The sequence below is a fragment of the Streptomyces sp. NPDC008001 genome (assembly GCF_042958085.1).
Classification (GTDB): domain Bacteria; phylum Actinomycetota; class Actinomycetes; order Streptomycetales; family Streptomycetaceae; genus Streptomyces.
The window spans coordinates 226,618-251,357 of sequence record NZ_JBIBIZ010000005.1; the positions used below are offsets into that span (position 1 = coordinate 226,618).

Consider the following 24,740-nt stretch of genomic DNA (forward strand, 5'->3'; position numbering starts at 1 on the left):
GAACGTCCCTACGGTGTGAGACATGACCCAGTCACCTCGACACCGCTTGGCGCTCTGCGGCGCCGTGCTGCTGACCGCCCTGGCGGTGGGGGTCACGGCCTGCGGCGGCTCGTCCAACCTGCTGGCCGACAAGCCCTACGACGCCAGCGGCCAAGTGGAGCTCACCAGCGCCCGCGACGGGCAGAAGGCGGACCCCAGCAAGCCGCTGGAGGTGACGGCCAGGGGAGACGACCGGATCACGGACGTCACCGCCACGGACGCCGCCGGCCGCTACGTGAAGGGCGAACTCTCCCCCGACGGCACCCGGTGGCACAGCACCGGGGCCCTCGCCGCCGGAGCCCACTACACCGTCCGCGTCACCACCGAGGACGAGAACGGCGCCCAGGGGCGCCGCACGATCGGCTTCGACACCAACCCGGCGGACCGCCTCCTGAGGGTCAGTTTCGGCCCGCAGAGCGGCACGTACGGGGTGGGACAGCCCATCACCGCCGAACTGAGCAGCCCCGTCCAGGACCCGGCCGCCCGCGCCGTCGTCGAACGCACCCTCAGGGTCGAGTCGCAGCCCGCCGTGGAAGGCGCCTGGCACTGGGTGGACAACCGCACCCTGCACTACCGGCCCAAGGAGTACTGGCCCGCCAACTCCACCGTCGACGTGCACGCCACGCTCGACGGCATCAAGGTCGGCGGCGGCCTCTACGGAGGCCCCTCCAAGCCCATCAGGATGACCACCGGCGACCGCATCGAGGCCGTCACCGACGCCGGCGCCCACAGCATGACCGTGCTGCGCAACGGCAAGGAGATCCGGTCCATCCCGGTGACCACCGGCAAACCGGGCTACGCCACCCGCAACGGGGTCAAGGTGATCCTGGGCCGGGAATCCTTCGTACGGATGCGCGGCACGAGCATCGGCATCGCCGAGGGCAGCGCCGACTCCTACGACCTGCCCGTCTACTGGGCCACCCGGGTCACCTGGAGCGGCGAGTACGTGCACGCCGCGCCCTGGTCCGAGGGCTCCCAGGGCTGGGAGAACGTCAGCCACGGCTGCACCGGCATGAGCACCGCCAACGCCAAGTGGTTCTTCGACACCGTCCACGTCGGCGACATCGTCAAGGTCGTGGGCAGCGCGGGCGCCACCATGACGCCCTTCGACAACGGCTTCGGCGACTGGAACATGGACTGGGACGAGTGGCGCAAGGGCAGTGCCCTCGCGGGTGGCAGGACGCAGGGGAGCAGCCCCGCCGATGCGGCCCGCCTGCGCCCCGAGCTCTAGCGGCCCCGGGGGGCCCGCCGGCCCCTCAGGCGTCCACGGCCTTCCGGGAGCGCAGCAGGCCCGCCAGCGCCTCCGCGAACGCCGCCGGGTCCAGCGGGTGCGTCACGGCCGCGTCGGCCCGGCTCCAGGTGGCCAGCCAGGCGTCCTGCGGGCGGCCCATCAGCAGCAGCACGGGCGGGCAGCGGAACACCTCGTCCTTCAGCTGCCTGCACACCCCCATGCCGCCCGCGGGAGCCGTCTCGCCGTCCAGGACGCACACGTCCACCCGGTGCTCCTCCAGGGCCTTCAGCACGCCCGGGAGTGTCGCGCACTCGACGTACACGACCGGCGGTACGTCCGGGGCCGGCCTGCGCCCGGCGGCCAGCCGGACCTGCTCGCGGGTGTCCGCGTCGTCGCTGTAGACCAGCACGGTGGCCGTCGGCTCCATCGTTCCTCCAGGCTTGTGTTCGGCACAGCTGTGGATCTGATGTGGATCTGACCTCGGCGCGGACTCTACTCCGCGAACACCCTTCCGGAGGAGGGTCCGTCGGGCCCGCGAAGGGCCCCGGAACCTCCGCTTCCCCCCTTTGGGGGACCCCGGCACTGGGCCGTACGAGCAGCGCACATGCTCTTGACACACCGAACGGCACCCCCCGGAGTGAGCGCGAGATAAGCGACCGACATAATGTCGGTCGTGGCGACTGCAACAGCAACAGATACCGGGCACGCACACCCGTCGGTCAATCGACCGAACCTCACCAGCGTCGGAACCATCATCTGGTTGAGTTCCGAGCTGATGTTCTTCGCGGCCCTCTTCGCGATGTACTTCACCCTGCGATCGGTGACCGGCGCCGACCACTGGAAGGAAATGGCGTCCTCGCTGAACCTTCCGTTCTCGGCGACGAACACCACGATCCTGGTGCTCTCCTCCCTCACCTGCCAGCTCGGCGTCTTCGCCGCCGAGCGCGGCGACGTGAAGAAGCTGCGCACCTGGTTCGTGATCACGTTCGTGATGGGTGCCATCTTCATCGGCGGCCAGGTGTTCGAGTACACCGACCTCGTGAAGGAGGACGGCCTCTCGCTCTCCTCCGACCCGTACGGCTCGGTGTTCTACCTGACGACCGGCTTCCACGGCCTGCACGTGACGGGCGGTCTGATCGCCTTCCTGCTGGTCCTGGGCAGGACGTACGCGGCGAAGAGGTTCACCCACCACCAGGCGACGGCGGCGATCGTCGTGTCCTACTACTGGCACTTCGTCGACGTGGTGTGGATCGGCCTCTTCGCCACGATCTACTTGATCAAGTAATCGGTCCCGTCCCGCACCGGACCAACAGTCCAGATCGACGCAGAAGATCCTGACACCGGGGTAATCCGTGAAAAAGCTCTCCGCACGACGACGCCATCCGCTGGCGGCGGTCGTCGTCCTACTCTTCGCGCTGGCGGTCACTGGGGGGCTGTACGCCGCGTTCGCGCCGGCGGACACGGCCAAGGCCGACGACTCCGCCCAGTCCCTCGCCATCGAGGAGGGCAAGAAGCTCTATTCCGTGGGCTGCGCAAGCTGCCACGGCACCGGCGGTCAGGGCACCAGTGACGGCCCGAGCCTCGTCGGCGTGGGCGCCGCGGCCGTCGACTTCCAGGTCGCCACCGGCCGCATGCCGCTCCAGCAGCAGGGTGCCCAGGCCCCCCGCAAGAAGGCGATCTACTCGCAGGCCGAGATCGACCAGCTCGCCGCGTACATCGCCTCGCTGGGCGCCGGTCCCTCGGTCCCGTCCAAGGATCAGTACAGCCCGGACGGCGCGGACATCGCCAAGGGCGGGGAGCTCTTCCGCACCAACTGCGCCCAGTGCCACAACTTCACCGGTAAGGGCGGCGCGCTCTCCAACGGCAAGTTCGCCCCCTCGCTTGAGGACGTCAATCCCAAGCACATCTACGAGGCCATGCAGACCGGCCCGCAGAACATGCCTTCCTTCCCCGACACGACGATGTCGGAGAAGAACAAGAAGGACATCATCGCGTACCTCGACACGGTCAACAGCAGCAAGTCGGAGAGCCCGGGCGGCCTCGAGCTGGGCGGGCTCGGCCCGGTCAGCGAGGGTCTGTTCGCGTGGATCTTCGGCCTGGGCGCGCTGATCGCAGTAGCCATCTGGGTCGCGGCCCACACCGCTAAGGCCAAGAAGTCATGAGTAGCCAAGACATTCCAGAAGAGAACCTGCCGAGCACGCAGGACGCGCACGGCGGTGCCGTGACGAAGACGGCCGGCGACCCGTTCGCCGACCCCGGCCTGCCGCCGCACGAGCCCCGCATCCAGGACGTCGACGAGCGGGCAGCCAAGCGCTCCGAGCGCGTGGTCGCCTTCCTGTTCCTGCTCTCGATGCTGGCCACGGTCGGCTTCATCGCCTCCTACGTGACCCTGCCGGTCGACAAGAACATCTACGTGTTCCCGATCGGTCACATCAGCGCCCTGAACTTCGCGCTGGGCATGACCCTCGCGGTGGCGCTGTTCTGCATCGGCGCGGGCGCGGTCCACTGGGCCCGCACCCTGATGTCGGACGTGGAGGTCGCCGACGAGCGGCACGCCATCGCCGCCGAGCCCGACGTCAAGGCCAAGGTCCTGGCCGACTTCAAGCAGGGCGCGGAGGAGTCGGCCTTCGGCCGCCGCAAGCTGATCCGCAACACGATGTTCGGTGCGCTGGCCCTGGTGCCGCTCTCCGGCGTGGTGCTGCTCCGCGACCTCGGTCCGCTCCCGGGCACCAAGCTCCGGAAGACCGCCTGGTCCGAGGGCAAGATGCTGATCAACCAGAACACGATGCAGCCGCTGCGTCCCGAGGACATCCAGGTCGGCTCCCTCACCTTCGCCATGCCCGAGGGCATGAAGGAGGAGGACCACGACTTCCAGAAGGAGATCGCCAAGGCGGCCCTGATGATCGTCCGGCTCCGCCCGGAGAACATCAAGGACAAGCGCGAGCTCGACTGGTCGGCCGACGGCATCGTCGCGTTCTCCAAGATCTGCACCCACGTCGGCTGCCCGATCAGCCTCTACGAGCAGCAGACGCACCACGTGCTGTGCCCGTGCCACCAGTCCACGTTCGACCTCTCCGACGGCGGTCGCGTGATCTTCGGCCCGGCCGGCCACGCCCTTCCGCAGCTGCGGATCAAGGTCAATGACAAGGGCTACCTCGAGGCCATGGGCGACTTCGCCGAGCCCGTCGGTCCTGCCTTCTGGGAGCGCGGATGAGCACTACGACCACCAACCAGCCCGGCGCGGGCGCGCCGGGCCGCCGCAAGGCGCCCGCCGGCGAGCGGGTGGCCGACTGGGCGGACGGCCGGCTCGGGATCTACTCCCTGGCCAAGGCCAACATGCGCAAGATCTTCCCGGACCACTGGTCCTTCATGCTGGGCGAGGTCTGCCTCTACAGCTTCGTCATCATCATCCTCACGGGTGTGTACCTGACGCTGTTCTTCCACCCCAGCATGGAAGAGGTCGTCTACCACGGCTCGTACGTCCCCATGCAGGGCATGCGGATGTCCGAGGCGTTCCAGTCGACGCTGAACATCAGCTTCGACACCCGTGGCGGTCTGCTCATCCGGCAGATCCACCACTGGGCGGCGCTGATCTTCCTCGCCGGCATGTTCGTGCACATGATGCGCGTCTTCTTCACGGGTGCGTTCCGCAAGCCGCGTGAGGTCAACTGGCTGTTCGGCTTCCTGCTGTTCGTCCTGGGCATGTTCACCGGCTTCACCGGTTACTCGCTCCCGGACGACCTGCTCTCCGGCACCGGTGTCCGCTTCATGGAGGGCGCGATCCTGTCCGTGCCGATCATCGGCACGTACATCTCGATGTTCCTCTTCGGCGGCGAGTTCCCCGGCTCGGACTTCGTGCCGCGGTTCTTCTCGATCCACGTCCTGCTGCTGCCGGGCATCATGCTCGGTCTGCTCGTGGCCCACCTGATCCTCGTGATCTACCACAAGCACACGCAGTTCCCCGGCCCGGGCCGGACCAACAAGAACGTCGTCGGCCTCCCGCTGATGCCGGTCTACATGGCCAAGGCCGGTGGCTTCTTCTTCCTGGTCTTCGGCATCATCGCGGCCGTCGCGGCGATCGCCACGATCAACCCGATCTGGGCCATCGGCCCGTACCGCCCGGACCAGGTGTCCACCGGCGCCCAGCCCGACTGGTACATGGGCTTCTCCGAGGGCCTCATCCGTGTGATGCCGGGCTGGGAGATCAACCTGTGGGGCCACACGCTGGTCCTCGGCGTCTTCGTCCCGCTGGTGATCTTCCCGCTGGTGCTGGCCGCCATCGCCGTGTACCCGTTCATCGAGTCCTGGGTCACCGGCGACAAGCGGGAGCACCACCTGCTGGACCGCCCGCGCAACGCCCCGACGCGCACCGCCTTCGGTGCCGCCTGGATCAGCTGGTACTTCGTGCTGCTGATCGGTGGTGGAAACGACCTCTGGGCCACCCACTTCCACCTGTCGATCAACGCCATCACCTGGTTCGTCCGCATCGGCTTCTTCGTGGTGCCGGTCCTGACGTTCATCGCGACCCGCCGGATCTGCATGAGCCTGCAGCGCCGCGACCGCGACAAGGTGCTGCACGGACGCGAGTCCGGCATCATCAAGCGCCTGCCGCACGGTGAGTTCGTCGAGGTCCACGAGCCGCTCTCGCAGGAGCAGCTGCACACCCTCACGGCGCACGAGCAGCCCAAGCCGCTCGAGCTGGAGCCGGAGTTCGACGAGAACGGCGTGGCCCGCAAGGCCGGCGCCGGGCAGCGCCTCCGCGTGAAGCTCTCCAAGGGCTTCTACGGCGAGGGGACCCAGATCCCCAAGGCCACCGTGGAGGAGTACGAGGAGATCACGAGCGGCCACGGCCACCACTGATCTCCGGGTCACCGGCTGACCCACCCTGATCGCTGATCGCCACAGCGAAGAGCCCCGTCCGACGGCTGGACGGGGCTCTTCGCCGTTCCCGGGGGTGGATAGGCTGGGCGGGCAGAGCCCTCGGGACGAACCCGGCTCTCCGGACCGACCACCAGGAGCGTGGACCATGAACGTTGTGACCCCGGCAGGCGGCGACAGCGCGGTGGCTCCCTCCTGGCCGGGCCTCCTGGACGCCCTCCTCACCGGCCGTGACCTCACCGCCGACGACACCGCCTGGGCCATGGACCGGATCATGCGCGGCGAGGCCAGCGACGCCCAGATCGCGGGCTTCGTGGTCGCCCTGCGCGCCAAGGGCGAGACGGTCGCGGAGATCTCCGGCCTGGTCCGCGCGATGTACGGGCACGCCCGGCTGATCGAGGTCCCGGGGCCCAGCGTGGACATCGTGGGCACCGGCGGCGACGGCGCCAAGACCGTCAACATCTCCACCATGTCCTCGATCGTCGTGGCCGGCACGGGCGCGAAGGTCGTCAAGCACGGCAACCGGGCGGCGTCCTCGGCGAGCGGGGCCTCGGACGTCCTGGAGAAGCTGGGCGTCAACCTGGACCTCACCCCGAAGCGGGTGGTGGAGGTGGCCGAGGAGGCCGGCATCACCTTCTGCTTCGCGGTGAAGTTCCACCCGGCGCTGCGGCACGTCGCCGCGGCCCGCCGCGAGCTCGGCATCCGGACCACCTTCAACGTGCTGGGCCCGCTGACCAACCCGGCCCGCGTGCGGGCCCAGGCCACGGGCGTCGCGGACGCGCGGATGGCGCCGATCCTCGCCGGGGTGCTCGCCGAGCGCGGCTCCTCGGCGCTCGTCTTCCGCGGCGACGACGGGCTGGACGAGCTGACCACGACCGCGACCTCGCGGGTGTGGGTGGTCTCCGGCGGCCGGGTCCGCGAGGAGGCCTTCGACCCGCGGGACGTGGGCATCGATCTGGTGCCGGTGGAGGCGCTGCGGGGAGCCGACGCGTCCTACAACGCGGACGTCGCGCGGCGGTTGCTGGCGGGGGAGACCGGTCCCGTACGGGACGCGGTGCTGCTCAACTCCGCCGCGGCGCTGGTGGCGCTGGCGCCCACGGAGGCGCCGCTGGCGGAGCAGATCCGCGGCGGGCTGGCGCGCGCCGCGGAGTCGATCGACTCCGGTGCGGCCCGGCGGGCGCTCGAACGCTGGGTCGTCGCGAGCAACGCCTGACGTCTCGCCCCGCGGGACGGCGGTTCCGCGGGGCGATCACGTGTGCCATACTCCTCGGCAAGGTCACGAGTGACAGCGTTCAGGCCCCGGCTTGCTGTCCGGCAACCCTCCTTCCGTGGCGGGGTGCCCCGGGTGATGACCAGGCCGCAGGCAGCGAAGTCTGCGGCAAGCGCGGATCCCTCGCCAGGGATCCTGGTTGCCGAGGGAGTTCCTTCCGTGGTTCAGCGAATGCGTTAGGGCTCGAAGAGCCCCTTTCCCGCGCACCCTTCTTCCATTTCCGCGCCCGTCGCGCGGTGGAATTCGCCTGCCTTTTTACGGGAGTTCGCCATGTCTGTCTCCACCCTTGCCTCCGACCCGACCATTTGCACCCCTCTGCCGGTTCTCGGGCGAGATGTCCGTGTCCCGCTGGTCACCGGGGGAGAGGTGACGTACGCGGCACTGGACTACGCGGCCAGCGCGCCCGCCCTGCAGCGGGTGTGGGACGACGTGGCGGCGTACGCGCCCTACTACGGCAGCGTGCACCGCGGTGCCGGATACCTCTCCCGGCTGTCGACCGAGCTCTTCGAGACCAGCCGGGCGGACGTCGCCGCGTTCCTCGGCTGCCGGGAGGACGACCAGGTCGTCTTCACCCGCTCGACCACCGACTCGCTCAACCTGCTCGCCGCCGTACTCCCCACGGGGACGCGGGTGTTCGTCTTCGAGACCGAGCACCACGCGGCGCTGCTGCCCTGGGAGCGGCGCGCGGACGTCGCGGTCACCTACCTGGACGCGCCGCGCACCCCCGCGCAGGCGGTCGAGACCCTGGAGCGGGCGCTCGCGGCCCGCGAGCCCTACGGTCCCGCGCTCGTGTGCGTGACGGGTGCGTCCAACGTGACCGGTGAGCTGTGGCCCGTACGGGAGCTCGCCGCGGCCGCGCACGCCCACGGCGCGCGGATCGTGGTGGACGCCGCCCAGCTCGTCCCGCACCAGCGCGTGGACGTCGCGGAGCTGGACGCGGACTGGGTCGCCTTCTCGGGGCACAAGCTGTACGCGCCCTTCGGGGCGGGCGTGCTCGCCGGGCGGGCGGACTGGCTCCGGGACGCGGAGCCCTATCTGGCGGGCGGGGGAGCGAGCCGGCGCGTGGCGCGGGGCGCCTCCGGCGAGGTGGCGGTGGACTGGCACGACGGCGTCGCCCGGCACGAGGCCGGGTCGCCGAACGTCATCGGCGCCTACGCCATCGCCTCCGCGTGCAAGGCGCTCACCGAGGCCGGCTTCGACCGGCTCGCGGAGCGGGAGCGGGAGCTGATCGCCCGGGTGCGGGAGGGGCTCGCGGCTGTGCCGGGGGTGCGGGTGCTGTCGCTGTTCGGGCCGGACGCCCCGAGCGTGGGCGTGCTCTCGTTCACCGTCGACGGCTGGAACAGCTCGCACTTCGCGGCGGCGCTCTCCGCGGAGTACGGGATCGGCGTCCGCGACGGCCTCTTCTGCGCGCACCCGCTGGTGCGGACGCTGGTGGGCGCGGGCTCCTCCGCGGAGGGCGAGTGCGGCGCGGCCGAGGAGGGGGCGCCGCTGAACGCGATCAGGGTGAGCTTCGGGGCGGGGACGCCGGACGAGCACGTGGAGCGGTTCGTGGCGGCGGTGGGCGAACTCGTCCGCGACGGAGCGAAGTGGTCCTACCGGACGGAGGACGGGCGCTGCGTGCCCGTCGCCTGACGGCGGGGCCGGCTCGCGTGACCGCCGGTGCCGCTACGACTCCAGGCCGATGGCGAACGCCGCTTCCAGGTCGTGCTGGGAGTACGTGCGGAACGCGATGTGCGTCTCCGTCGACGCGACGCCCGGGACCTTGCTGATCCGGCCGGGGATGACGTCGGCCAGGTCGTCGTGCCGGGCCACCCGCACCATGGCGATCAGATCGTGCGCCCCGGTCACCGAGTACACCTCGCTGACGCCCTCGATCGCCGCGATCTGCTCGGCGATCTCGGGGATCCGGTCGACATCGGTCTTGATCAGGACGATCGAGGTGATCACGGCGGGCTCCTATCGGGGGTCGGGGGGCAGCCCCGCTTCACTCTAGTCGTACGCCCGTACCTCGCCCACGCGTACAGGAAGCCGAGCGCGAAGCCCAGGACGTGGGCGAGGTAGGCGACGCCGGGCCGGTCTCCGGCCGTGCGGGCGGCGAGCCACTGCAGGGCGAACCAGAACAGCAGCACGGCCCAGGCGGGGAACCGCAGCGGCAGGAAGAAGAGGAACGGGAAGAGACTGGTGACGCGGGCCCGGGGGAAGAGGTAGAGGAAGGCCCCGAGGACTCCGGAGATCGCCCCGGAGGCGCCGACGAGCGTCCGGTCGGAGGTGGCGTGCACGACCGCGTAGCCGAGCAGCGCCAGCACTCCGGCGACGAGGTAGAAGACGACGAAGGCTCCCCGGCCCATACGGTTTTCGGCCATCGTGCCGAAGACATAGAGGAAGAGCATGTTGCCGAGCAGATGCAGCCAGTTGCCGTGCACGAAGAGCGCGGTGAGCGGGGTGATCAGCTCGGCCGGCGGCCCGTGCCAGAGCTCCTCCGGCACCACGCCCCAGCGCTCGAAGTAGGCGGCCTGCGCGGCCACGAGGGCGCTGCCGCTGCCGGGCCCGCCGGACAGGGGGGCCGTCAGCCCCGACGCGGGGCCGATCAGGAACACCGCGCAGCAGGCGCAGATGAGGCCGTAGGTGGCGAGGGGCTTCTTGCCGGCCGTTCCGAACATGAACAGATCATGACGTACTAGCAGCAAAGCGCACAGAGTGCCTCGCCGGGCCGGCGAAGCGGGCCCGTGCTCCGCGCCGCATGACCATCAGGCCGTAGGGTTACGGGGAGCACACCCGCAGTTCGATGGCATCTGACGAGGACGGACGACACGATGGGCGTTCCCCAGCCGACAGCCGGGACCCGGTGGCGCTGCGCTCTGTGCGGCAATCTCACCCGGTTCGACGTAACGCGCACGACCAGGGCCGTGGACTTCGTCCATCTCGACCTGGCCGGTGAGCCGAGCGTGGAAGAGCGCGAGGTCGTCAGTGAGACCATCGAGTCCGTGCGGTGCCGCTGGTGCAACGCGGTCGACCAGGTGGAGCTGGTGGACCGGCCGGGCGCGAGCGCCTGAAGAACGGGAGCGATGAGCGGTGGTGGAGCATACGGGTGGCGCGGAGGCGGCCGGTGGGCCTGGTGACACCGGTGGGACCGACGGCGCTGCCGAGGTGCTCGACCGTCCGTTGCCGGAGGGCGTGCGGCGCCGGGTCATCGGCCTGGTGTCGGAGGCGTTCGGCGGGCTGACGGTGGCCGAACTCCCGGCGGCGCTGCGGCAGTACGCCCGGTTCACGCCGAGCCGGCGGGCCAAGTTCGCGGGCAATGCGATGGCCGCGGCGGTGGAGAACGACCCCGCGTTCCGCCAGCGCGTCTCCGCCCGTCTGCGCGAGACGGGCTCGGAGCTCGCCGAGGCGCTGGACGCGGGCTCGCCGCCGGCGGCGGCCGACCCGGAGGACGTCGCGGCCATGGCCTACGTGCTGCGGCCCGCCGGCTGGGTCAAGCTCGTCACGGCGGCCGGCGAGGAGGCGTTGCGGGCGACCGCGGAGCGCGCGGGCGAGGAGGCCCAGCGCGAACTGCGGCGGCTGCGCGAGGAGCTGGCGGAGGCGCGGGCCGCGGCCCGCGCCGAGACCGAGCGGATCCGCGCCGAGCTGGAGACGGCCCGCAAGGAAGCCGACTCGCTGCAGCGCAAGCTGCGCAGCGCCGTGGCCGACGTGCGGCGCGGCGAGGCCGCCCTGCGCAAGGCCGAGGCCGAGCTGGAGGCCGTACGGGCGGCCGGCGCGGCCGACAAGGCGGCCACGCTGGGGGAGACCCGGCGGCTCAAGACGCGCCTGTCGGAGGCCGAGGCCGCGCTGGAGGCGAGCCGCCGGGCGGTGCGCGAGGGCCGCAGCGTGGAGGACATGCGCCTGCGCCTGCTGCTCGACACCGTGCTGGACGCGGCCCAGGGCCTGCGGCGCGAGCTGGCGCTGCCGCCCGCCTCCGTCCACCCGGCGGACACCGTGGACGCCGTGGAGCCCGGCCGGATGACCCCGAAGGACATCGCCACGCGCGCCCTGTCCGAAACCGACCCGGCGCTGCTGGACCAGCTGCTGGCACTGCCTCAGGCGCACCTCGTCGTCGACGGCTACAACGTCACCAAGACCGGCTATCCGACGATGCCGCTGGACAAGCAGCGGCTGCGGCTGCTGGGCGGGCTCGCGATGCTCGCCGCGCAGACGGGCGCCGAGGTGACGTGCGTCTTCGACGGGGCCGAGCTGGCCGCGCCGGTCCTGCTCGCGCCGCCGCGCGGGGTGCGGGTGCTCTTCAGCAAGCCCGGGGTCACCGCCGACGAGCTGATCCGCCAGCTGGTGCGGGCCGAGCCGCCGGGCCGGCCGGTCGTGGTGGTCTCCACCGACCGCGAGGTCGCGGACGGCGTCGCCAAGGCGGGCGCCCGGCCGGTGGCATCGGCCCTGCTCCTCAAGCGACTTGCCCGTACCTGACCGTCAAGCCGCCATTACCGGCTGTGTCACGTTGGTAAAGCTTCGCTTGGGGCAGGAGATTTTTCTGATGAGGATTTGAACGGATCACTCCGGGGTCACTAAGGTCGGGCCTCGAACCTTCGCCCGGTTGATCATCCAATAGGGGTGACGGTGAAGGTCCCGCCCGAGCCGCCCCCTTGGCGTGCGGTGGCGGCCGAGGAAGAAGGAGCTCGTCTCCGTGGCGTCCCACCGTCGACCCAAGCAGCCGGGCCGCGCCCGGGTGACCGTCCTGACGGCGACCGCAGCCGCAGCCGTCGCCCTCACCTCGCAGGCCGCACACGCCGATCCCAAGGCCTCCAAGGCGGAGGTCAAGGAGAAGGTCGACAAGTACTACGAAGAGGCCGAGCAGGCCACGGAGAAGTACAACGGCGCCAAGGAGAAGCAGGACAAGCTCGACAAGCAGGTCACCGACCTGCAGGACAAGGTCGCCCGTGGCCAGGAGGAGATCAACAAGCTGCGCAACGGCCTCGGTTCGCTGGCCACCGCGCAGTACCGCAGCGGCGCCGTCGACCCCTCGCTGCAGCTGCTCCTCTCCTCCGACCCCGACGGCTACCTCGACAAGGCCTCGACGCTCAATCAGGTGAGCGCCAAGCAGGCCGGCATGCTCAAGCAGATCTCCGAGAAGCAGCGCGTCCTCAAGCAGCAGCGCCAGGAGGCCACCGGCAAGCTCAAGGACCTCGCGGACACCCGCAAGGTGCTGGGCGAGCAGAAGGAAGCCGTCCAGGAGAAGCTCGCCGCCGCCAAGGAGCAGCTCAACACCCTCACGGCCGCCGAGCGCGCCGAGGTGATGGGCGACAAGGACAAGGCCGACGGCGGCAAGAGCGGCGGCGACACCCGCGCCGGCCGCGCCGGCAGCGGCAGCCGCCCGGACCTCGGCAAGGACGTGCCCACCTCCGGCCGCGCCGCCGCCGCGCTCGCCGCCGCCCAGGGCAAGATCGGCTCCCCGTACGTGTGGGGCGCGACCGGCCCGGACTCCTTCGACTGCTCCGGGCTGACCGGCTGGGCGTACGCGCAGGCCGGCGTCACCCTCCCGCGCGTCTCCGAGGACCAGGCCAACGCCGGCACCCGCATCTACGACCAGAGCCAGCTCAAGCCCGGTGACCTGGTGCTCTTCTACGGCGACCTGCACCACATCGGCCTCTATGCGGGCAACGGCATGACCCTCCACGCCCCCAAGCCGGGCGCCAGCGTCCGCTACGAGTCGATGGGCAACATGCCCTTCCAGTTCGGCGTCCGCATAGGCTGAACGGCTGACCCCGCCGCCCGTTCGGGCGAACCACGGGGATCCTCGCTGACTCCGCGCCCCGCCGGTGACCTGCGTCTCCGGCGGGGCGTCCGCATTCCCGCGCGCCGCGGTCTTTGAACGCGGGGTGAGCGCGCCGCTACTGTCTGGCGCTGCGGTACCCGTACGTCGCGGACCGCCCCACCGTGCAGCAACGAAGGGAGTGCGGCAGCCCGTGGCGTTCCATCGCCGTTCTTCGCAGTCCGGTCTCACCCAGACCGTCCGGGTCACCGTCCTGTCCGCCGCCGTGGCCACGGCCGCGGCCGCCATGGCGCCCCCGGCCGGAGCACGGCCCAGCGACACCGTCCGCGACGACCGGTCCGGCGGCACCGTCAAGGCGCAGGTCGACCGGCTCTACGAGCAGGCCGAACGGGCCACCGAGAAGTTCAACGAAGCGGGCGAGCGCGCCGGCGAGCTCCGCCGGAAGGTGGCCGAGGCCACCGACCGGGTGGCCCGCGGCCAGGAGCGCGTCAACCACATGCGCACCGCGCTCGGCATGCTCGCCGCCGCCCAGTACCGCAGCGGCGCCGTCGACCCCGCACTCCAGCTGCTCCTGTCCTCCGACCCCGACGGCTACCTGGAGCGCGCCGCCACCCTCGACCGCGTCTCCGGCCGCCAGGCCGAACAGCTCAAGGCCCTCGTGAGCGCCCAGCGCGCGCTGCGCCAGGAGCGCAGCGAGGCCGCCCGGATGCTCGGCGAGCTGGAGGACACCCGCAAGGCCGTCGAACACCACAAGCGCGAGGTCGAGAGCAAGCTCGCCACCGCCCGCCGGCTGCTGAACGCCCTGCCCGAGGCCGACCGCGAGGCCTACGCGCGGGCCTCGCGCTCCGGCGGCCCCCGGACCCTGGAGCGCCCCGGCGGAGGCCTCCTGGGCGGGCTGCAGGACATCGCCGCCTCCGGCCGCGGAGCCGCGGCCGCCATGGCCGCCCGCTCCGCCGTCGGCTCCCCCTACGCCTGGGGCGCGAACGGGCCCGGAGCCTTCGACTGCTCCGGGCTCATGCAATGGGCCTACGGGCGCGCCGGGGTCGGCCTGCCGCGCACCTCCCAGGCGCAGCGCAACGCCGGACGGCACGTCCCGCTGTCCGAGGCCCGGCCCGGTGACCTGGTCATCTACCGCGACGACGCCAGCCACGTGGGCATGTACGTGGGCAACGGGCAGGTCATCCACGCGCCCTACCCCGGCGCGCGCGTGCGCTACGACCCGGCCAACATGATGCCGATTTCCTCCGTGACCCGGCCGTGACCGCGCCCTGAGCGCACGCCGGGGGGCGCGCGGCTCGTACGATGCGGGACGTGACGGGCCGGTGGCGGAGGAGCGGACGCGGCGGCGCACGGGCGGACGGCCGTGCGCCGGCCCGCCGGGCGGCCTGCGCCCTGGCAGCGGCCCTGATGGCCCTCCAGGCCGCCCTGACCGGCTGCTCCGGCCTCACCGGCGGCCCCGACGCCCGGGACCGGGCCCTGCAGGGCGCCCTGGACCGGTGGGCCGCGGCTCTCCGCGACCGTGACGAGAGCGCCTTCCTGGCCGCCGTCGACCCGGACGCCGAGGCGTACCGGGCCGAGCAGCGCCGCGTCTTCGCCAACCTCGCCGCGGTGCCGCTCGCCTCCTGGGACTACCGGCTGGTGCGCACGGGCGGCTTCGCCCCGGAGCGCGGCGAGGGCGGCGGCCGGCGCGTCGCGGCCGAGGCCGAGCTGCGGTACCGGCTGGCCGGCTACGACAGCGTGCCGGTCACCACGCGCAGCCGGCTGACCCTCGTCGAGCGTGGCGGGCGGTGGTACGTCGCCGGGGAGGACACCCGGCAGAGCGGCCGCCAGCTGTGGCAGCAGGGCCCCGTCACCGTCGTCCGCGGCGAACGCAGCCTCGTCCTCGGCGCCGGCCAGGACCGGGCGCGGCTGCGCGCCCTCGCCGACCTCGCCGACAAGGCCGTGCCCGCCGTGGGGTCGGCCTGGCACGCCAAGCCGCGGGAGTGGCCCGGCCGGGTCGTCGTCGAGATGCCGGCCTCGCTGGAGCGGATGGCCGCCCTGCTGGACTCGCCCGTCTCCAACTACCGCGGGATCGCCGCCGTCACCACCGGCGAGGCGGGCGGCACGGGCGCCGCCGCGCCGGCGGACCGCATCATCGTCAACCCCGAGGCGTACGGCGTGCTCGGCGACTTCGGGCGGCGCATCGTCCTCACCCACGAGACCGCGCACGTCGCCACGCGCGCCAAGACGACGAAGGCCACGCCGCTGTGGCTGTCGGAGGGCTTCGCCGACTGGGCGGCCTACCGCGGCACGGGCCGCACCCCCCGGCAGGCCGCGCCCGAACTGGCCCGCGCGGCCGCCGCGGGCAGGCTGCCCGGACAGCTCCCCGGCGATCCCGACTTCGGCTTCGCCGGGGAGGCGGGGAAGCTGGCCCGCGCCTACGAGGAGGGGTGGCTGGCCTGCCGGATGATCGCCGACCGCTGGAGCGAGGAGAAGCTCGTCGCGTTCTACCGGGCGGTGGGGGAGCACGGCCACCGGGACGGGGCCGTGGAGACGGCCCTCCGCGACGTTCTCGGCATCTCGCCGGCGGAATTCACGCAGCGGTGGCGGTCGTACGTGGCGGAACAGCTGCGCGCGGGCTGACCCGGCCCCTAGCCCGCCACCAGGACCGGTTCCTTCTCCGCGGGAGGGTCGTCCGGGGCGTCAGGGGCCTCCGGCGGGGACACCGTTTCGCGCCACAGCCGCGCGCACGCGATCAGCGTCGCCACCACCAGCAGCCCGTTCCGCAGCGTCAGCGTGGCGACGCCCAGCTTGTCGCTGGCGACCACGTGCGAGAACCAGATCGGGAACTCCAGCTGGGTCAGCGGCGCGGCCAGCAGCACGAGGGCGATCGGCAGGCGCTGCCGCTTCGTGCCCATCGTCAGGCACACCGCCGCCAGCCCGATCAGCCAGACCACGTACTGCGGGCTGATCACCCGGCTGGTCGTGGTGAACAGCAGCACCGCCGCGAACGCCGCCTCGTACGGCGTGCACGCCGTGAACCGGCGCGCCCGCACCCGCCACAGCAGCAGCCAGGCGAACGCCAGCACGCTCAGCACGAGCGCGAGCCGGCTCATGGTGTGGACGTACGGGCCGAGGAACTCCACCGAGCCGTAGTGCAGCCGTGCGTGCCCGTGCCAGCCCGCGTGCCGCCCCAGGTGGAAGACGAGCGACCCCAGGGACTCCACCTCCGTGCCGCGGTCCCGCTGGAAGGTCAGGAAGGCCAGCGCCCCCGGCATCGTCGCGGCGAACACCAGCCCGAGCCCCACGGCCGTCACCGCCGCCGTCCCCCACGCGGTGCGCGTGCGGGGCCCGCGCGGCGTGCCGGTCAGCAGCAGCACCGGCCACACCTTCAGCAGCGCCCCGAAGGCCACCAGGGCGCCCGAGAGCCGGGCCCGGCGGCCCGCCGCCAGCAGGGCGGCCACCGCGACGGCGGTCACCATCACGTCGTAGCGGGCGTAGACGATCGGGCCGAGCAGGGGGACGCCGGCCACCCAGGCCCACACCCCGGTGAGCGGCCGCCGCCCGCCCCGCACCGCGTACAGCAGCAGCGCGAAGACCGCCGCGTCCGCGAGGAGGCACACCACGAAGAAGGCGGGGGCGTAGTCGAGGAACGGCAGCAGGCCGGGGGCGAGCACCGCGAGGGCGGCGGCCGGCGGGTACTGCCAGGTGACGTCGTCGTACGGGAAGGTGCCGGTGCGCAGCACCCCGTACCAGCCCTGGTAGATCACCTCGATGTCGACGGAGACGTCCGACCCCGGCATCACCCACATCCGCAGCACGCACATCAGCAGCACGGCCCGGGTGACGGCCCACGCCGCGACCGGGAGCCGCAAACCCCTGCCCGCCATCATCCACCTCGCCCTTCACGGTCACTACACGCTGTACGCGCGCCGCTACTGCAAGGCATGATGCCGCTCCTGCCGTTCCATACGCGGTGACGTGGCGGGACGGGACCCCGACTGCGCCCGATCGCACCCGGTACTGTCGGACGGCGATGGACAAGACTCTCGTCGTCACCAACGACTTCCCGCCCCGCCCCGGCGGCATCCAGGCGTTCCTGCACAACATGGCGCTGCGCCTGGACCCGTCGGGCATCGTCGTCTACGCCTCCACCTGGAAGCGCGGCCAGGAGGGCGCGGAGGCCACCGCACGCTTCGACGCCGAGCAGCCGTTCACGGTCGTCCGCGACCGCACCACGATGCTGCTGCCGACGCCCCGGGTGACCCGGCGGGCCACGGACCTGCTGCGCGAACACGGCTGCACCTCGGTGTGGTTCGGGGCCGCGGCCCCGCTCGGGCTGATGGCCCCGGCGCTGCGCCGGGCGGGCGCCCGCAGGCTGGTCGGCACCACGCACGGGCACGAGGCCGGCTGGGCGCAGCTGCCCGCGTCGCGGCAACTGCTGCGGCGGATCGGCGAGGGCACCGACACGCTCACCTATCTGGGCGAGTACACCCGCTCGCGGATCGCCTCCGCGCTGACGGACGAGGCGGCGGCCCGCATGGTGCAACTGCCGCCCGGCGTGGACGAGAAGACCTTCCACCCCGGCTCCGGCGGCGACGAGGTCCGCGCCCGGCTCGGCCTCGCGGACCGCCCGGTCGTCGTGTGCGTCTCGCGGCTCGTGCCGCGCAAGGGCCAGGACACGCTGATCCTCGCCATGCCGCGGATCCTGGCCGCCGTCCCGGACGCGGTGCTGCTCGTCGTCGGTGGCGGCCCCTACGAGGACGACCTGCGGAAGCTGGCCGCGGAGACGGGCGTCGGTCACGCCGTCCGCTTCACGGGCGCCGTGCCGTGGGAGGAACTGCCCGCGCACTTCGGGGCGGGCGACGTCTTCGCCATGCCCTGCCGCACGCGCCGCGGCGGCCTCGACGTCGAAGGCCTCGGCATCGTCTACCTGGAGGCGTCGGCGACCGGCCTGCCGGTGGTCGCCGGCGACTCGGGCGGCGCGCCGGACGCCGTCCTGGAGGGCGAGACGGGGTACGTGGTGAAGGGCGGTTCGCCGGCCCAGTCCGCGGACCGCATCGTGACGCTGCTCAAGGACCCGGAGCTGCGAGCGCGCATGGGCGCGCGCGGACGGCAGTGGGTCGAGGAGAAGTGGCGCTGGGACCTCCTGGCCGAGCGCCTCAAGGAATTGCTCTAGGCATTCCCCTTATTGCAGTGCGGGCCGGATTCTTCCGAATCCGGCCCGCACTGCAATAAGAACAGGAAACTACGGGCCGCTACGCCCGGTAAATGGCCTCGATCTCGTCGGCGAAGTCCTTCGCCACCACGTTCCGCTTCAGCTTCAGCGACGGCGTCACATGGCCCGACGCCTCGGTGAACTGCGCGGGAAGGATGCGGAACTTGCGCACCGACTCGGCCTTCGACACCGCCGCGTTGCCGTCGTCGACGGCCTTCTGCACGTCCGCCAGCAGATCCGCGTCCTCGGCCAGCTCGGCCGGGGTCATTCCGGCCGGCTTGCCGTGGTCGGAGAGCCACCGCGGCAGGAAGTCCTCGTCGAGGGTGACGAGCGCGCCGACGAAGGGGCGGGCGTCGCCGACGACCATGCACTCGGCGATCAGGGCGTGCGCCCGGATGCGGTCCTCGATCACGGCCGGGGCGACGTTCTTGCCGCCGGCGGTGACGATGATCTCCTTCTTGCGGCCGGTGATCGTGAGGTAGCCGTCCTCGTCGAGGGTGCCGAGGTCGCCGGTGTGGAACCAGGCGTCGGACATCGCCTCTTCGGTGGCCGCCTCGTTGTTCCAGTAGCCCTGGAAGAGGTGCTCGCCGTGCAGCAGCACCTCGCCGTCGTCGGCGATGCGCACGACGGAGCCGGGCAGCGGCTGCCCGACCGTGCCGATCTTCGGCCGGTCCCAGGGGTTGAACGCGGTGGCGGCGCAGGACTCGGTGAGGCCGTAGCCCTCCAGGACCGTGAAGCCGATGCCGCGGTAGAAGTGGCCCAGGCGCTCGCCCAGCGGCCCGCCGCCGGAGATGGCGTGGGTCGCCCGGCCGCCGAGGACGGCCCGCAGCTTGCCGTAGACGAGCTTGTCGAAGACGGCGTGCTTGATGCGGAGGCCGAGGCCCGGCCCGGACGGGGTGTCGAGGGCGCGGCTGTAGGCGATGGCGGTGTCCGCGGCCTTGTCGAAGATCTTGCCCTTGCCGTCGGCCTGGGCCTTGGCGCGGGCGCCGTTGTAGACCTTCTCGAAGACGCGGGGCACGCCCAGGATCAGCGTCGGGCGGAACGCGGCGAGCTCGTCCGTCAGGTTGCGGATGTCCGGCACGCAGCCCAGGCGGATCGGCGCGAGCATCGCGGAGATCTCCACCAGGCGCCCGAAGACGTGGGCGGTGGGGAGGAAGAGCAGGACGGACGAGTCGCCCGTGTTGAACAGCGGCTTGAGCCGCTCCACGGCGTTGCCGCACTCCGCGAAGAACGCGCGGTGCGTCAGCACGCAGCCCTTGGGGCGGCCCGTGGTGCCGGAGGTGTAGACGATGGTGGCGGGCGAGTCGGCGTGCGCGAGGGCGCTGCGCTCGTCGACCTCCTCGTCGGTGACCTCGGCGCCGGCCTCGCGGAGCGTCCCGACGGCGCCGGCCTCGATCTGCCAGACGTGGGCGAGTGCGGGCAGCCGGTCCTTCACGGACTCGACGGCCGCCTCGTGCTCGGCGGTCTCGACGACGCAGCCGACCGCGCCGGAGTCGCTGAGGATCCACTGGATCTGCTCGGCCGAGCTCGTCTCGTACACCGGCACGGTGACGCCGCCGGCGCTCCAGATCGCGAAGTCCAGCAGCGTCCACTCGTAGCGGGTGCGGGACATCAGCGCGACCCGGTCGCCCGGCCGCACGCCGGAAGCGATCAGGCCCTTGGCGGCGGCGCGGACCTCGGCGAGGAACTCGGCGGCGGTGACGTCCTCCCACCGGTTGCCGGCCTTGCGGCCTATGACGACGACGTCGGGGCGCTGCGCGGCGTTGCGGCGGATCAGATCCGTCAGGTTTCCGTCCGCAGGGACCTCGTAGAGGGCCGGAAGGCTGAACTCGCGCAAGACTGCTGCTCCTCGTCGGGCGCCGGCGCCGCCGCGTCTTCGAGGGGCGCTGCGTCGGCTGCGGTCCATGATCAGGCAAGGGGGGTAGTGGACTGCCCGGACGTTACCCACCAGTACGGCTTTCGAATAGGGGGCTGCGCCCAGATGTTCTCTGCGTCACATGCCGCGGGACTGCTCCCCGCACCCTAGCCCCTCGGCTTGGTGACCCGGAAGTAACCGCCGGAGTAAGCGCAGGTCGCAGCCCTTTCGAAGGCCCGGGCGCAGCGCCTAGGGTGATCGGTATGGAGGCGCTATGAGGGTTCACGTGGTCAGCGACGTGCACGGCAACGGCTCGGCTCTCGCACGGGCGGGCGACGGCGCGGACGCCCTCGTCTGCCTGGGCGACCTGGTCCTCTTCCTCGACTACGCGGACCACTCGCGCGGCATCTTCCCCGAGCTCTTCGGCGTGGAGAACGCCGACCGGATCGTCGCGCTGCGCACCGCCCGCCGCTTCGCCGAGGCCCGGGAGCTGGCCCGCAGCCTGTGGGACGGCATGGACCGGGACGCCGCGATCGAGGGCGCCGTCCGCAAGCAGTACGCCGAGCTCTTCGCCGCCTTCCCCGCGCCCACCTACGCGACCTACGGGAATGTCGACATCCCCCGGCTCTGGCCGGAATTCGCGCAGGACGGCACGACGGTCCTCGACGGCGAGCGGGCCGAGATCGGCGGCCTCGTCTTCGGTTTCGTCGGCGGCGGCCTCCCCTCGCCCATGCACACGCCCTACGAGATCCCCGAGGAGGAGTACGCGGCCAAGGTCGCGGCCCTCGGCGACGTCGACGTGCTCTGTTCGCACATCCCGCCCGACGTGCCGGAACTCTGCTACGACACCGTCGCCCGGCGCTTCGAGCGCGGCAGCTCCGCCCTGCTCGCCGCGATCCGCGCCACCGCTCCCCGGTACGCGCTCTTCGGCCACGTCCACCAGCCGCTCGCCCGCCGGATGCGGATCGGGGGGACGGAATGCGTCAACGTCGGCCACTTCGCCTCCACGGGAACACCCTGGGTGCTGGAGTGGTGACGCGCGGCGCGAGGTAGCCTTCAGCGGCAGACCCCAGGCGGCGGACCGGTACGGAGGAGCCACGGAGATGGCGGAACACACGAGCTCGAGCACCACGATCGAGGCGACCCCTGCCGAGGTGATGGCCGTGATCGCCGACTTCGGGCGCTACCCGGAGTGGACCGGCGAGGTCACGAAGGCCGAGGTGCTGGAGAAGGACGAGCAGGGCCGCGCCACGCAGGTGCGCCTCGTCCTGGACGCCGGCGCCATCAAGGACGACCACGTGCTCGCCTACGAGTGGCCCGAGCCGGGCGTGGTCAAGTGGTCGCTGGTCAAGTCGCAGATGCTGCGCCAGATCGACGGCTCCTACAGCCTCAGGCCGGTCGAGGGCGGCAAGCGCACCGAGGTCACGTACCAGCTGACCGTCGACGTCAAGATCCCCATGCTCGGGATGATCAAGCGCAAGGCGGAGAAGGTCATCATCGACCGCGCCCTCGAAGGCCTCAAGAAGCGCGTCGAGAGCGGCGCGGCCTCCTGAGCCCCGACCGCTGACCGTCCCCCGCACGTCACCGCTGGAGGCTCTCCCCTTGCGCACGGTCCTCGTCACCGGTCCCGGCGGCGCGGGCCGCACCACCGCCGCGGCGGCCACGGCTCTCGCCGCCGCCCGCGAGGGGCGGCGCGTCCTGCTCCTCACCGCGGACCGCGGCCCCGCACCCGAGGCCGTGCTCGGCACGCCCCTGCCCGCCCCCGGGCCGGGCAGCGGCGCGCTGTGGGGGCCGCCCGCGGAGGCGGCGCCCGGCCTGCGGGCCGCGCGGATCGCCACCGGCGAGCACTTCCAGGACCGCGCCCGCGACCTGCAGGAGCGCGGCGCCTCCCTCTTCGACCTGCTCGGCGCGAGCCCCCTCGACCCCGAGGAGCTCACCGAGCTCCCCGGCGCCGAGCCCCTCGCGCTCCTCACCGCCCTGCGCGCCGCCCACGAGGAGGGCGCCTGGGACCTGCTCGTCGCCGACATGCCGCCCCTGCACGCCACGGTCCGGCTGCTCGGCCTGCCCGAACAGCTGCGCCGCTACCTGCGCCGGCTGCTGCCCGCCGAGCGGCAGGCCGCCCGCGCCCTGCGCCCGATGCTCGCCCAGCTCGCCGGCGTGCCCATGCCCGCCCAGCGGCTGTACGAGTCCGCGGAGCGCTGGGAGGCCGAGCTCGCCGCCGTCCAGGACGTCCTCGAAGCGGACGGCACGACCGTACGGCTGGTCGCCGAACCCGGGCCGCTCGCCGTCGGCGAACTGCGCCTGGCCCGCGCCGCGCTCGCGCTCCAGGGCTGCCGCGTCGACGCCCTCGTCGCCAACCGGCTGCTGCCCGGCGTCACCGGGGACGGCGTCCCGGCGGACGACTGGCTCGCCGGCCTCGCCGACGAGCAGCGCGCCGCCCGCAAGACGCTGCACGAGGAGTTCCTCGTCGACGGCGTCACCGTCTGCGAACTGCCCCACCTCGGGCGCGCTCCCCGCGGCCCGCACGACCTCGCCGAGCTCGCCCTCCGCGCCCGCTCGACCACCATCGGCGGAGGAAACGGTTCGCCCGGCGGCGTCGGCGTCGTCCCCGGCGGCGGCCTCACCGACGAGCTCGACGGCTGGCACGGCACCGGCGGCGCCGACGGCGACCGGACCGTCGAGGACCGCCTCGCCACCGACGGTGTGCTGCTGTGGCGCCTCCCGCTGCCCGGCGCCGGCCGCGACGAACTCGACCTCCTGCGCCGCGGCGACGAACTCATCGTCGGCGTCGGCCCGTTCCGCCGCGTCCTGCCCCTGCCCTCTGCGCTGCGCCGCTGCACCGTCTCGGGCGCCGGACTGCGGGACGGGGCGCTGTGCGTGCGTTTCACCCCGGACCCCGACCTGTGGCCGAGGCCCTCCTGAACGGCACTGCCTGAACGGCACCGTGGCGTTCGGGTAACGTCGGAGAAAATCCCCTGTTGCAGAGGCAGGAGCAGGAGCCAGGAGGCGCTGCCATGAGCGATCACACCGAGCGCCCCGCACCCGGAGCGGCGCCCGACCCCGACGCCTGGGAGCAGGCGTGCGCCGAGGACCTCGCGGCCGAGCGGGCCAGGTGGCGCGAGAAGCAGGGCCGGCCGCCAGGCAGCGCCGCCGAGGAGCTGCGCAAGCTCGTCGACGCCGTCGCGGACAAGGTCTCGGGCCTGCAGCTGCCCGGCGGCGGCACCGCGCAGGGCGTCGTCCAGCAGGTCATCGCGCAGGCCAAGGCCGCCGTCGAGCCCGTCATCGAGCGCAACCCCGACGTCTTCGACCACCTCGCCTCCGCCGGCTCCGAACTGCTGGCCGCCTACCGCGCCGCCGTCCAGGGCCAGGAGGCCCGCTGGACCCGCGACGAGCCCGCCCCGGGCCCCGGGCGGCCCGCCGGGCCCCGCGACGACGACGGGGGCAAGGGCGGGAGCGAGCGCATCGACCTCGACTGATCTCCGGCTCCGGTACGGTGGGTCGCGGCGGGGTTCGAGCGAAAAACTGAGGGACACATGGGACTCACCATCGGCGTCGACATCGGCGGCACGAAGATCGCGGCCGGTGTGGTCGACGAAGCGGGCAGCATCCTCGCGACGTGCAAGGTGCCGACCCCGGCGACCCCCGAGGGCGTCATCGACGCCATCGCGGACGCGGTGCGCACGGTCAGCGAGGGCTTCGAGGTCGAGGCCGTCGGCATCGGCGCCGCCGGATACGTGGACGACAAGCGGGCCACCGTCCTCTTCGCCCCGAACATCAACTGGCGTCACGAGGCGCTCAAGGACAAGGTCGAGCAGCGCGTCGGCCTCCCCGTCGTCGTCGAGAACGACGCCAACGCCGCCGCCTGGGGCGAGTACCGCTTCGGCGCCGGCCAGGGCCACGACGACGTCATCTGCATCACGCTGGGCACCGGCCTCGGCGGCGGCATCATCATCGGCAACAAGCTGCGGCGCGGGCGCTTCGGCGTGGCCGCCGAGTTCGGCCACATCCGGGTCGTCCCCGACGGCCTGCTGTGCGGCTGCGGCAGCCAGGGCTGCTGGGAGCAGTACGCCTCGGGCCGCGCCCTCGTGCGCTACGCGAAGCAGCGCGCCCAGGCCACCCCGGAGAACGCCGAGATCCTGCTCGGCCTCGGGGACGGCACCCCCGAGGGCATCCAGGGCAAGCACATCAGCGACGCCGCCCGCCAGGGCGACCCGGTGGCCATCGACTCGTTCCGCGAGCTGGCCCGCTGGGCCGGTGCCGGTCTCGCCGACCTGGCTTCGCTGTTCGACCCGTCGGCGTTCATCGTCGGCGGCGGCGTCTCGGACGAGGGCGACCTGGTCCTGGACCCGATCCGCAAGTCCTTCCGCCGCTGGCTGGTGGGCGGCCAGTGGCGCCCCCACGCACAGGTGCTCGCGGCGCAGCTGGGCGGCAAGGCGGGCCTGGTCGGCGCGGCGGACCTGGCCCGGCAGGGCTGACCTCCCGTTCCGGGGCACGCCGTTCTCGTCCGCCGTGGCG

23 protein-coding genes and 1 riboswitch are annotated in these 24,740 nt (G+C 72.5%); of the genes, 18 read left to right on the forward strand and 5 right to left on the reverse strand.

Translation table 11 applies throughout. The features are described from left to right. Positions 1–22 precede the first annotated feature (22 nt). A complete protein-coding gene (locus ACFZCD_RS15125) occupies positions 23–1,270 on the forward strand; it encodes an Ig-like domain-containing protein (protein ID WP_391830764.1) in 1,248 nt (415 codons plus the stop codon). 25 nt (positions 1,271–1,295) lie between these two features. Here ACFZCD_RS15125 and ACFZCD_RS15130 read toward each other — a convergent pair whose 3' ends face one another. Next, entirely contained in the window at positions 1,296–1,697 is a 402-nt protein-coding gene (locus ACFZCD_RS15130) for a hypothetical protein (RefSeq protein WP_391830766.1), read from the reverse strand. 237 nt (positions 1,698–1,934) lie between these two features. Here ACFZCD_RS15130 and ACFZCD_RS15135 point away from each other — a divergent pair, with 237 nt between their 5' ends. From ACFZCD_RS15135 to ACFZCD_RS15160, 6 genes are all read left to right on the forward strand, one after another. Continuing rightward, positions 1,935–2,555, forward strand: coding sequence for a heme-copper oxidase subunit III (locus ACFZCD_RS15135; RefSeq protein WP_302860128.1), 621 nt, complete (start codon positions 1,935–1,937; stop codon positions 2,553–2,555). Positions 2,556–2,622: 67 nt separating this feature from the next. Continuing rightward, complete coding sequence (locus tag ACFZCD_RS15140; RefSeq protein WP_391830768.1) at positions 2,623–3,432, forward strand: c-type cytochrome; 810 nt, start codon at positions 2,623–2,625, stop codon at positions 3,430–3,432. Further along, positions 3,429–4,484, forward strand: a complete 1,056-nt coding sequence (locus ACFZCD_RS15145; RefSeq protein ID WP_391830770.1) for a Rieske 2Fe-2S domain-containing protein — start codon at positions 3,429–3,431, stop codon at positions 4,482–4,484. The genes ACFZCD_RS15140 and ACFZCD_RS15145 overlap by 4 nt, the downstream gene beginning before the upstream one ends. Continuing rightward, on the forward strand, positions 4,481–6,130 hold the full coding sequence (locus tag ACFZCD_RS15150; protein WP_391830772.1) for a cytochrome bc complex cytochrome b subunit: 1,650 nt from the start codon (positions 4,481–4,483) through the stop codon (positions 6,128–6,130). The genes ACFZCD_RS15145 and ACFZCD_RS15150 overlap by 4 nt, the downstream gene beginning before the upstream one ends. 166 nt (positions 6,131–6,296) lie before the next feature. Then, positions 6,297–7,361 carry an anthranilate phosphoribosyltransferase gene (trpD, locus tag ACFZCD_RS15155; protein WP_391830774.1) on the forward strand — a complete coding sequence of 355 codons (1,065 nt, stop codon included), beginning with the start codon at positions 6,297–6,299 and terminating at the stop codon, positions 7,359–7,361. Positions 7,362–7,422: 61 nt separating this feature from the next. After that, positions 7,423–7,539, forward strand: a riboswitch (SAM riboswitch). Positions 7,540–7,688: 149 nt separating this feature from the next. After that, a complete protein-coding gene (locus ACFZCD_RS15160; RefSeq protein ID WP_391830776.1) occupies positions 7,689–9,050 on the forward strand; it encodes an aminotransferase class V-fold PLP-dependent enzyme in 1,362 nt (453 codons plus the stop codon). Positions 9,051–9,083: 33 nt separating this feature from the next. On the opposite strand, the gene ACFZCD_RS15165 is transcribed toward ACFZCD_RS15160, so the two are convergent. Together ACFZCD_RS15165 and ACFZCD_RS15170 are read right to left on the reverse strand one after the other, a co-directional pair. Then, positions 9,084–9,365 (reverse strand): Lrp/AsnC family transcriptional regulator, encoded by a 282-nt coding sequence (locus ACFZCD_RS15165; protein WP_106676590.1) that lies wholly within the window; start codon positions 9,363–9,365, stop codon positions 9,084–9,086. Then, on the reverse strand, positions 9,362–10,078 hold the full coding sequence (locus ACFZCD_RS15170) for a rhomboid family intramembrane serine protease (protein WP_391830778.1): 717 nt from the start codon (positions 10,076–10,078) through the stop codon (positions 9,362–9,364). Before ACFZCD_RS15170 ends, ACFZCD_RS15165 begins: the two co-directional genes overlap by 4 nt. 153 nt (positions 10,079–10,231) lie before the next feature. On the opposite strand from ACFZCD_RS15170, the gene ACFZCD_RS15175 reads away from it, so the two are divergent. The 5 genes from ACFZCD_RS15175 (at position 10,232) to ACFZCD_RS15195 (ending at position 15,795) form a co-directional block, all read left to right on the forward strand. Then, positions 10,232–10,471 (forward strand): hypothetical protein, encoded by a 240-nt coding sequence (locus ACFZCD_RS15175; RefSeq protein WP_391830780.1) that lies wholly within the window; start codon positions 10,232–10,234, stop codon positions 10,469–10,471. A 19-nt stretch (positions 10,472–10,490) separates the two neighbouring features. Then, positions 10,491–11,870: an NYN domain-containing protein gene (locus ACFZCD_RS15180; protein ID WP_391830782.1), complete on the forward strand. Its 1,380-nt coding sequence runs from the start codon at positions 10,491–10,493 to the stop codon at positions 11,868–11,870. A gap of 217 nt (positions 11,871–12,087) precedes the next feature. Beyond that, positions 12,088–13,155: an NlpC/P60 family protein gene (locus tag ACFZCD_RS15185; protein ID WP_391830784.1), complete on the forward strand. Its 1,068-nt coding sequence runs from the start codon at positions 12,088–12,090 to the stop codon at positions 13,153–13,155. 211 nt (positions 13,156–13,366) lie between these two features. Next, positions 13,367–14,434 (forward strand): NlpC/P60 family protein, encoded by a 1,068-nt coding sequence (locus ACFZCD_RS15190; RefSeq protein ID WP_391830785.1) that lies wholly within the window; start codon positions 13,367–13,369, stop codon positions 14,432–14,434. Positions 14,435–14,475: 41 nt separating this feature from the next. Continuing rightward, positions 14,476–15,795 carry a hypothetical protein gene (locus tag ACFZCD_RS15195; RefSeq protein ID WP_391830787.1) on the forward strand — a complete coding sequence of 440 codons (1,320 nt, stop codon included), beginning with the start codon at positions 14,476–14,478 and terminating at the stop codon, positions 15,793–15,795. A gap of 8 nt (positions 15,796–15,803) precedes the next feature. Here the strand turns inward: ACFZCD_RS15195 and ACFZCD_RS15200 are convergent, their stop codons facing one another. After that, positions 15,804–17,042 carry a glycosyltransferase 87 family protein gene (locus ACFZCD_RS15200; protein ID WP_391830789.1) on the reverse strand — a complete coding sequence of 413 codons (1,239 nt, stop codon included), beginning with the start codon at positions 17,040–17,042 and terminating at the stop codon, positions 15,804–15,806. 146 nt (positions 17,043–17,188) lie between these two features. On the opposite strand from ACFZCD_RS15200, the gene ACFZCD_RS15205 reads away from it, so the two are divergent. Beyond that, entirely contained in the window at positions 17,189–18,331 is a 1,143-nt protein-coding gene (locus ACFZCD_RS15205; RefSeq protein WP_391830791.1) for a glycosyltransferase family 4 protein, read from the forward strand. A gap of 79 nt (positions 18,332–18,410) precedes the next feature. Here the strand turns inward: ACFZCD_RS15205 and ACFZCD_RS15210 are convergent, their stop codons facing one another. Further along, positions 18,411–20,207: an AMP-dependent synthetase/ligase gene (locus tag ACFZCD_RS15210; protein WP_391830792.1), complete on the reverse strand. Its 1,797-nt coding sequence runs from the start codon at positions 20,205–20,207 to the stop codon at positions 18,411–18,413. Between the two features lie 292 nt (positions 20,208–20,499). Here ACFZCD_RS15210 and ACFZCD_RS15215 point away from each other — a divergent pair, with 292 nt between their 5' ends. The 5 genes from ACFZCD_RS15215 (at position 20,500) to ACFZCD_RS15235 (ending at position 24,700) form a co-directional block, all read left to right on the forward strand. Further along, positions 20,500–21,261, forward strand: coding sequence for a metallophosphoesterase (locus ACFZCD_RS15215; protein WP_391830794.1), 762 nt, complete (start codon positions 20,500–20,502; stop codon positions 21,259–21,261). 67 nt (positions 21,262–21,328) lie between these two features. Next, the gene (locus tag ACFZCD_RS15220) at positions 21,329–21,778 is read left to right on the forward strand and encodes an SRPBCC family protein (protein WP_391830796.1); all 450 of its coding nucleotides are present in this window, start codon (positions 21,329–21,331) and stop codon (positions 21,776–21,778) included. Positions 21,779–21,827: 49 nt separating this feature from the next. Then, positions 21,828–23,147: an ArsA family ATPase gene (locus ACFZCD_RS15225; RefSeq protein ID WP_391830798.1), complete on the forward strand. Its 1,320-nt coding sequence runs from the start codon at positions 21,828–21,830 to the stop codon at positions 23,145–23,147. 92 nt (positions 23,148–23,239) lie between these two features. Next, on the forward strand, positions 23,240–23,701 hold the full coding sequence (locus tag ACFZCD_RS15230) for a DUF5304 domain-containing protein (protein ID WP_391830800.1): 462 nt from the start codon (positions 23,240–23,242) through the stop codon (positions 23,699–23,701). Positions 23,702–23,758: 57 nt separating this feature from the next. Further along, positions 23,759–24,700, forward strand: a complete 942-nt coding sequence (locus tag ACFZCD_RS15235; RefSeq protein ID WP_391830802.1) for an ROK family glucokinase — start codon at positions 23,759–23,761, stop codon at positions 24,698–24,700. Positions 24,701–24,740: the final 40 nt, after the last annotated feature.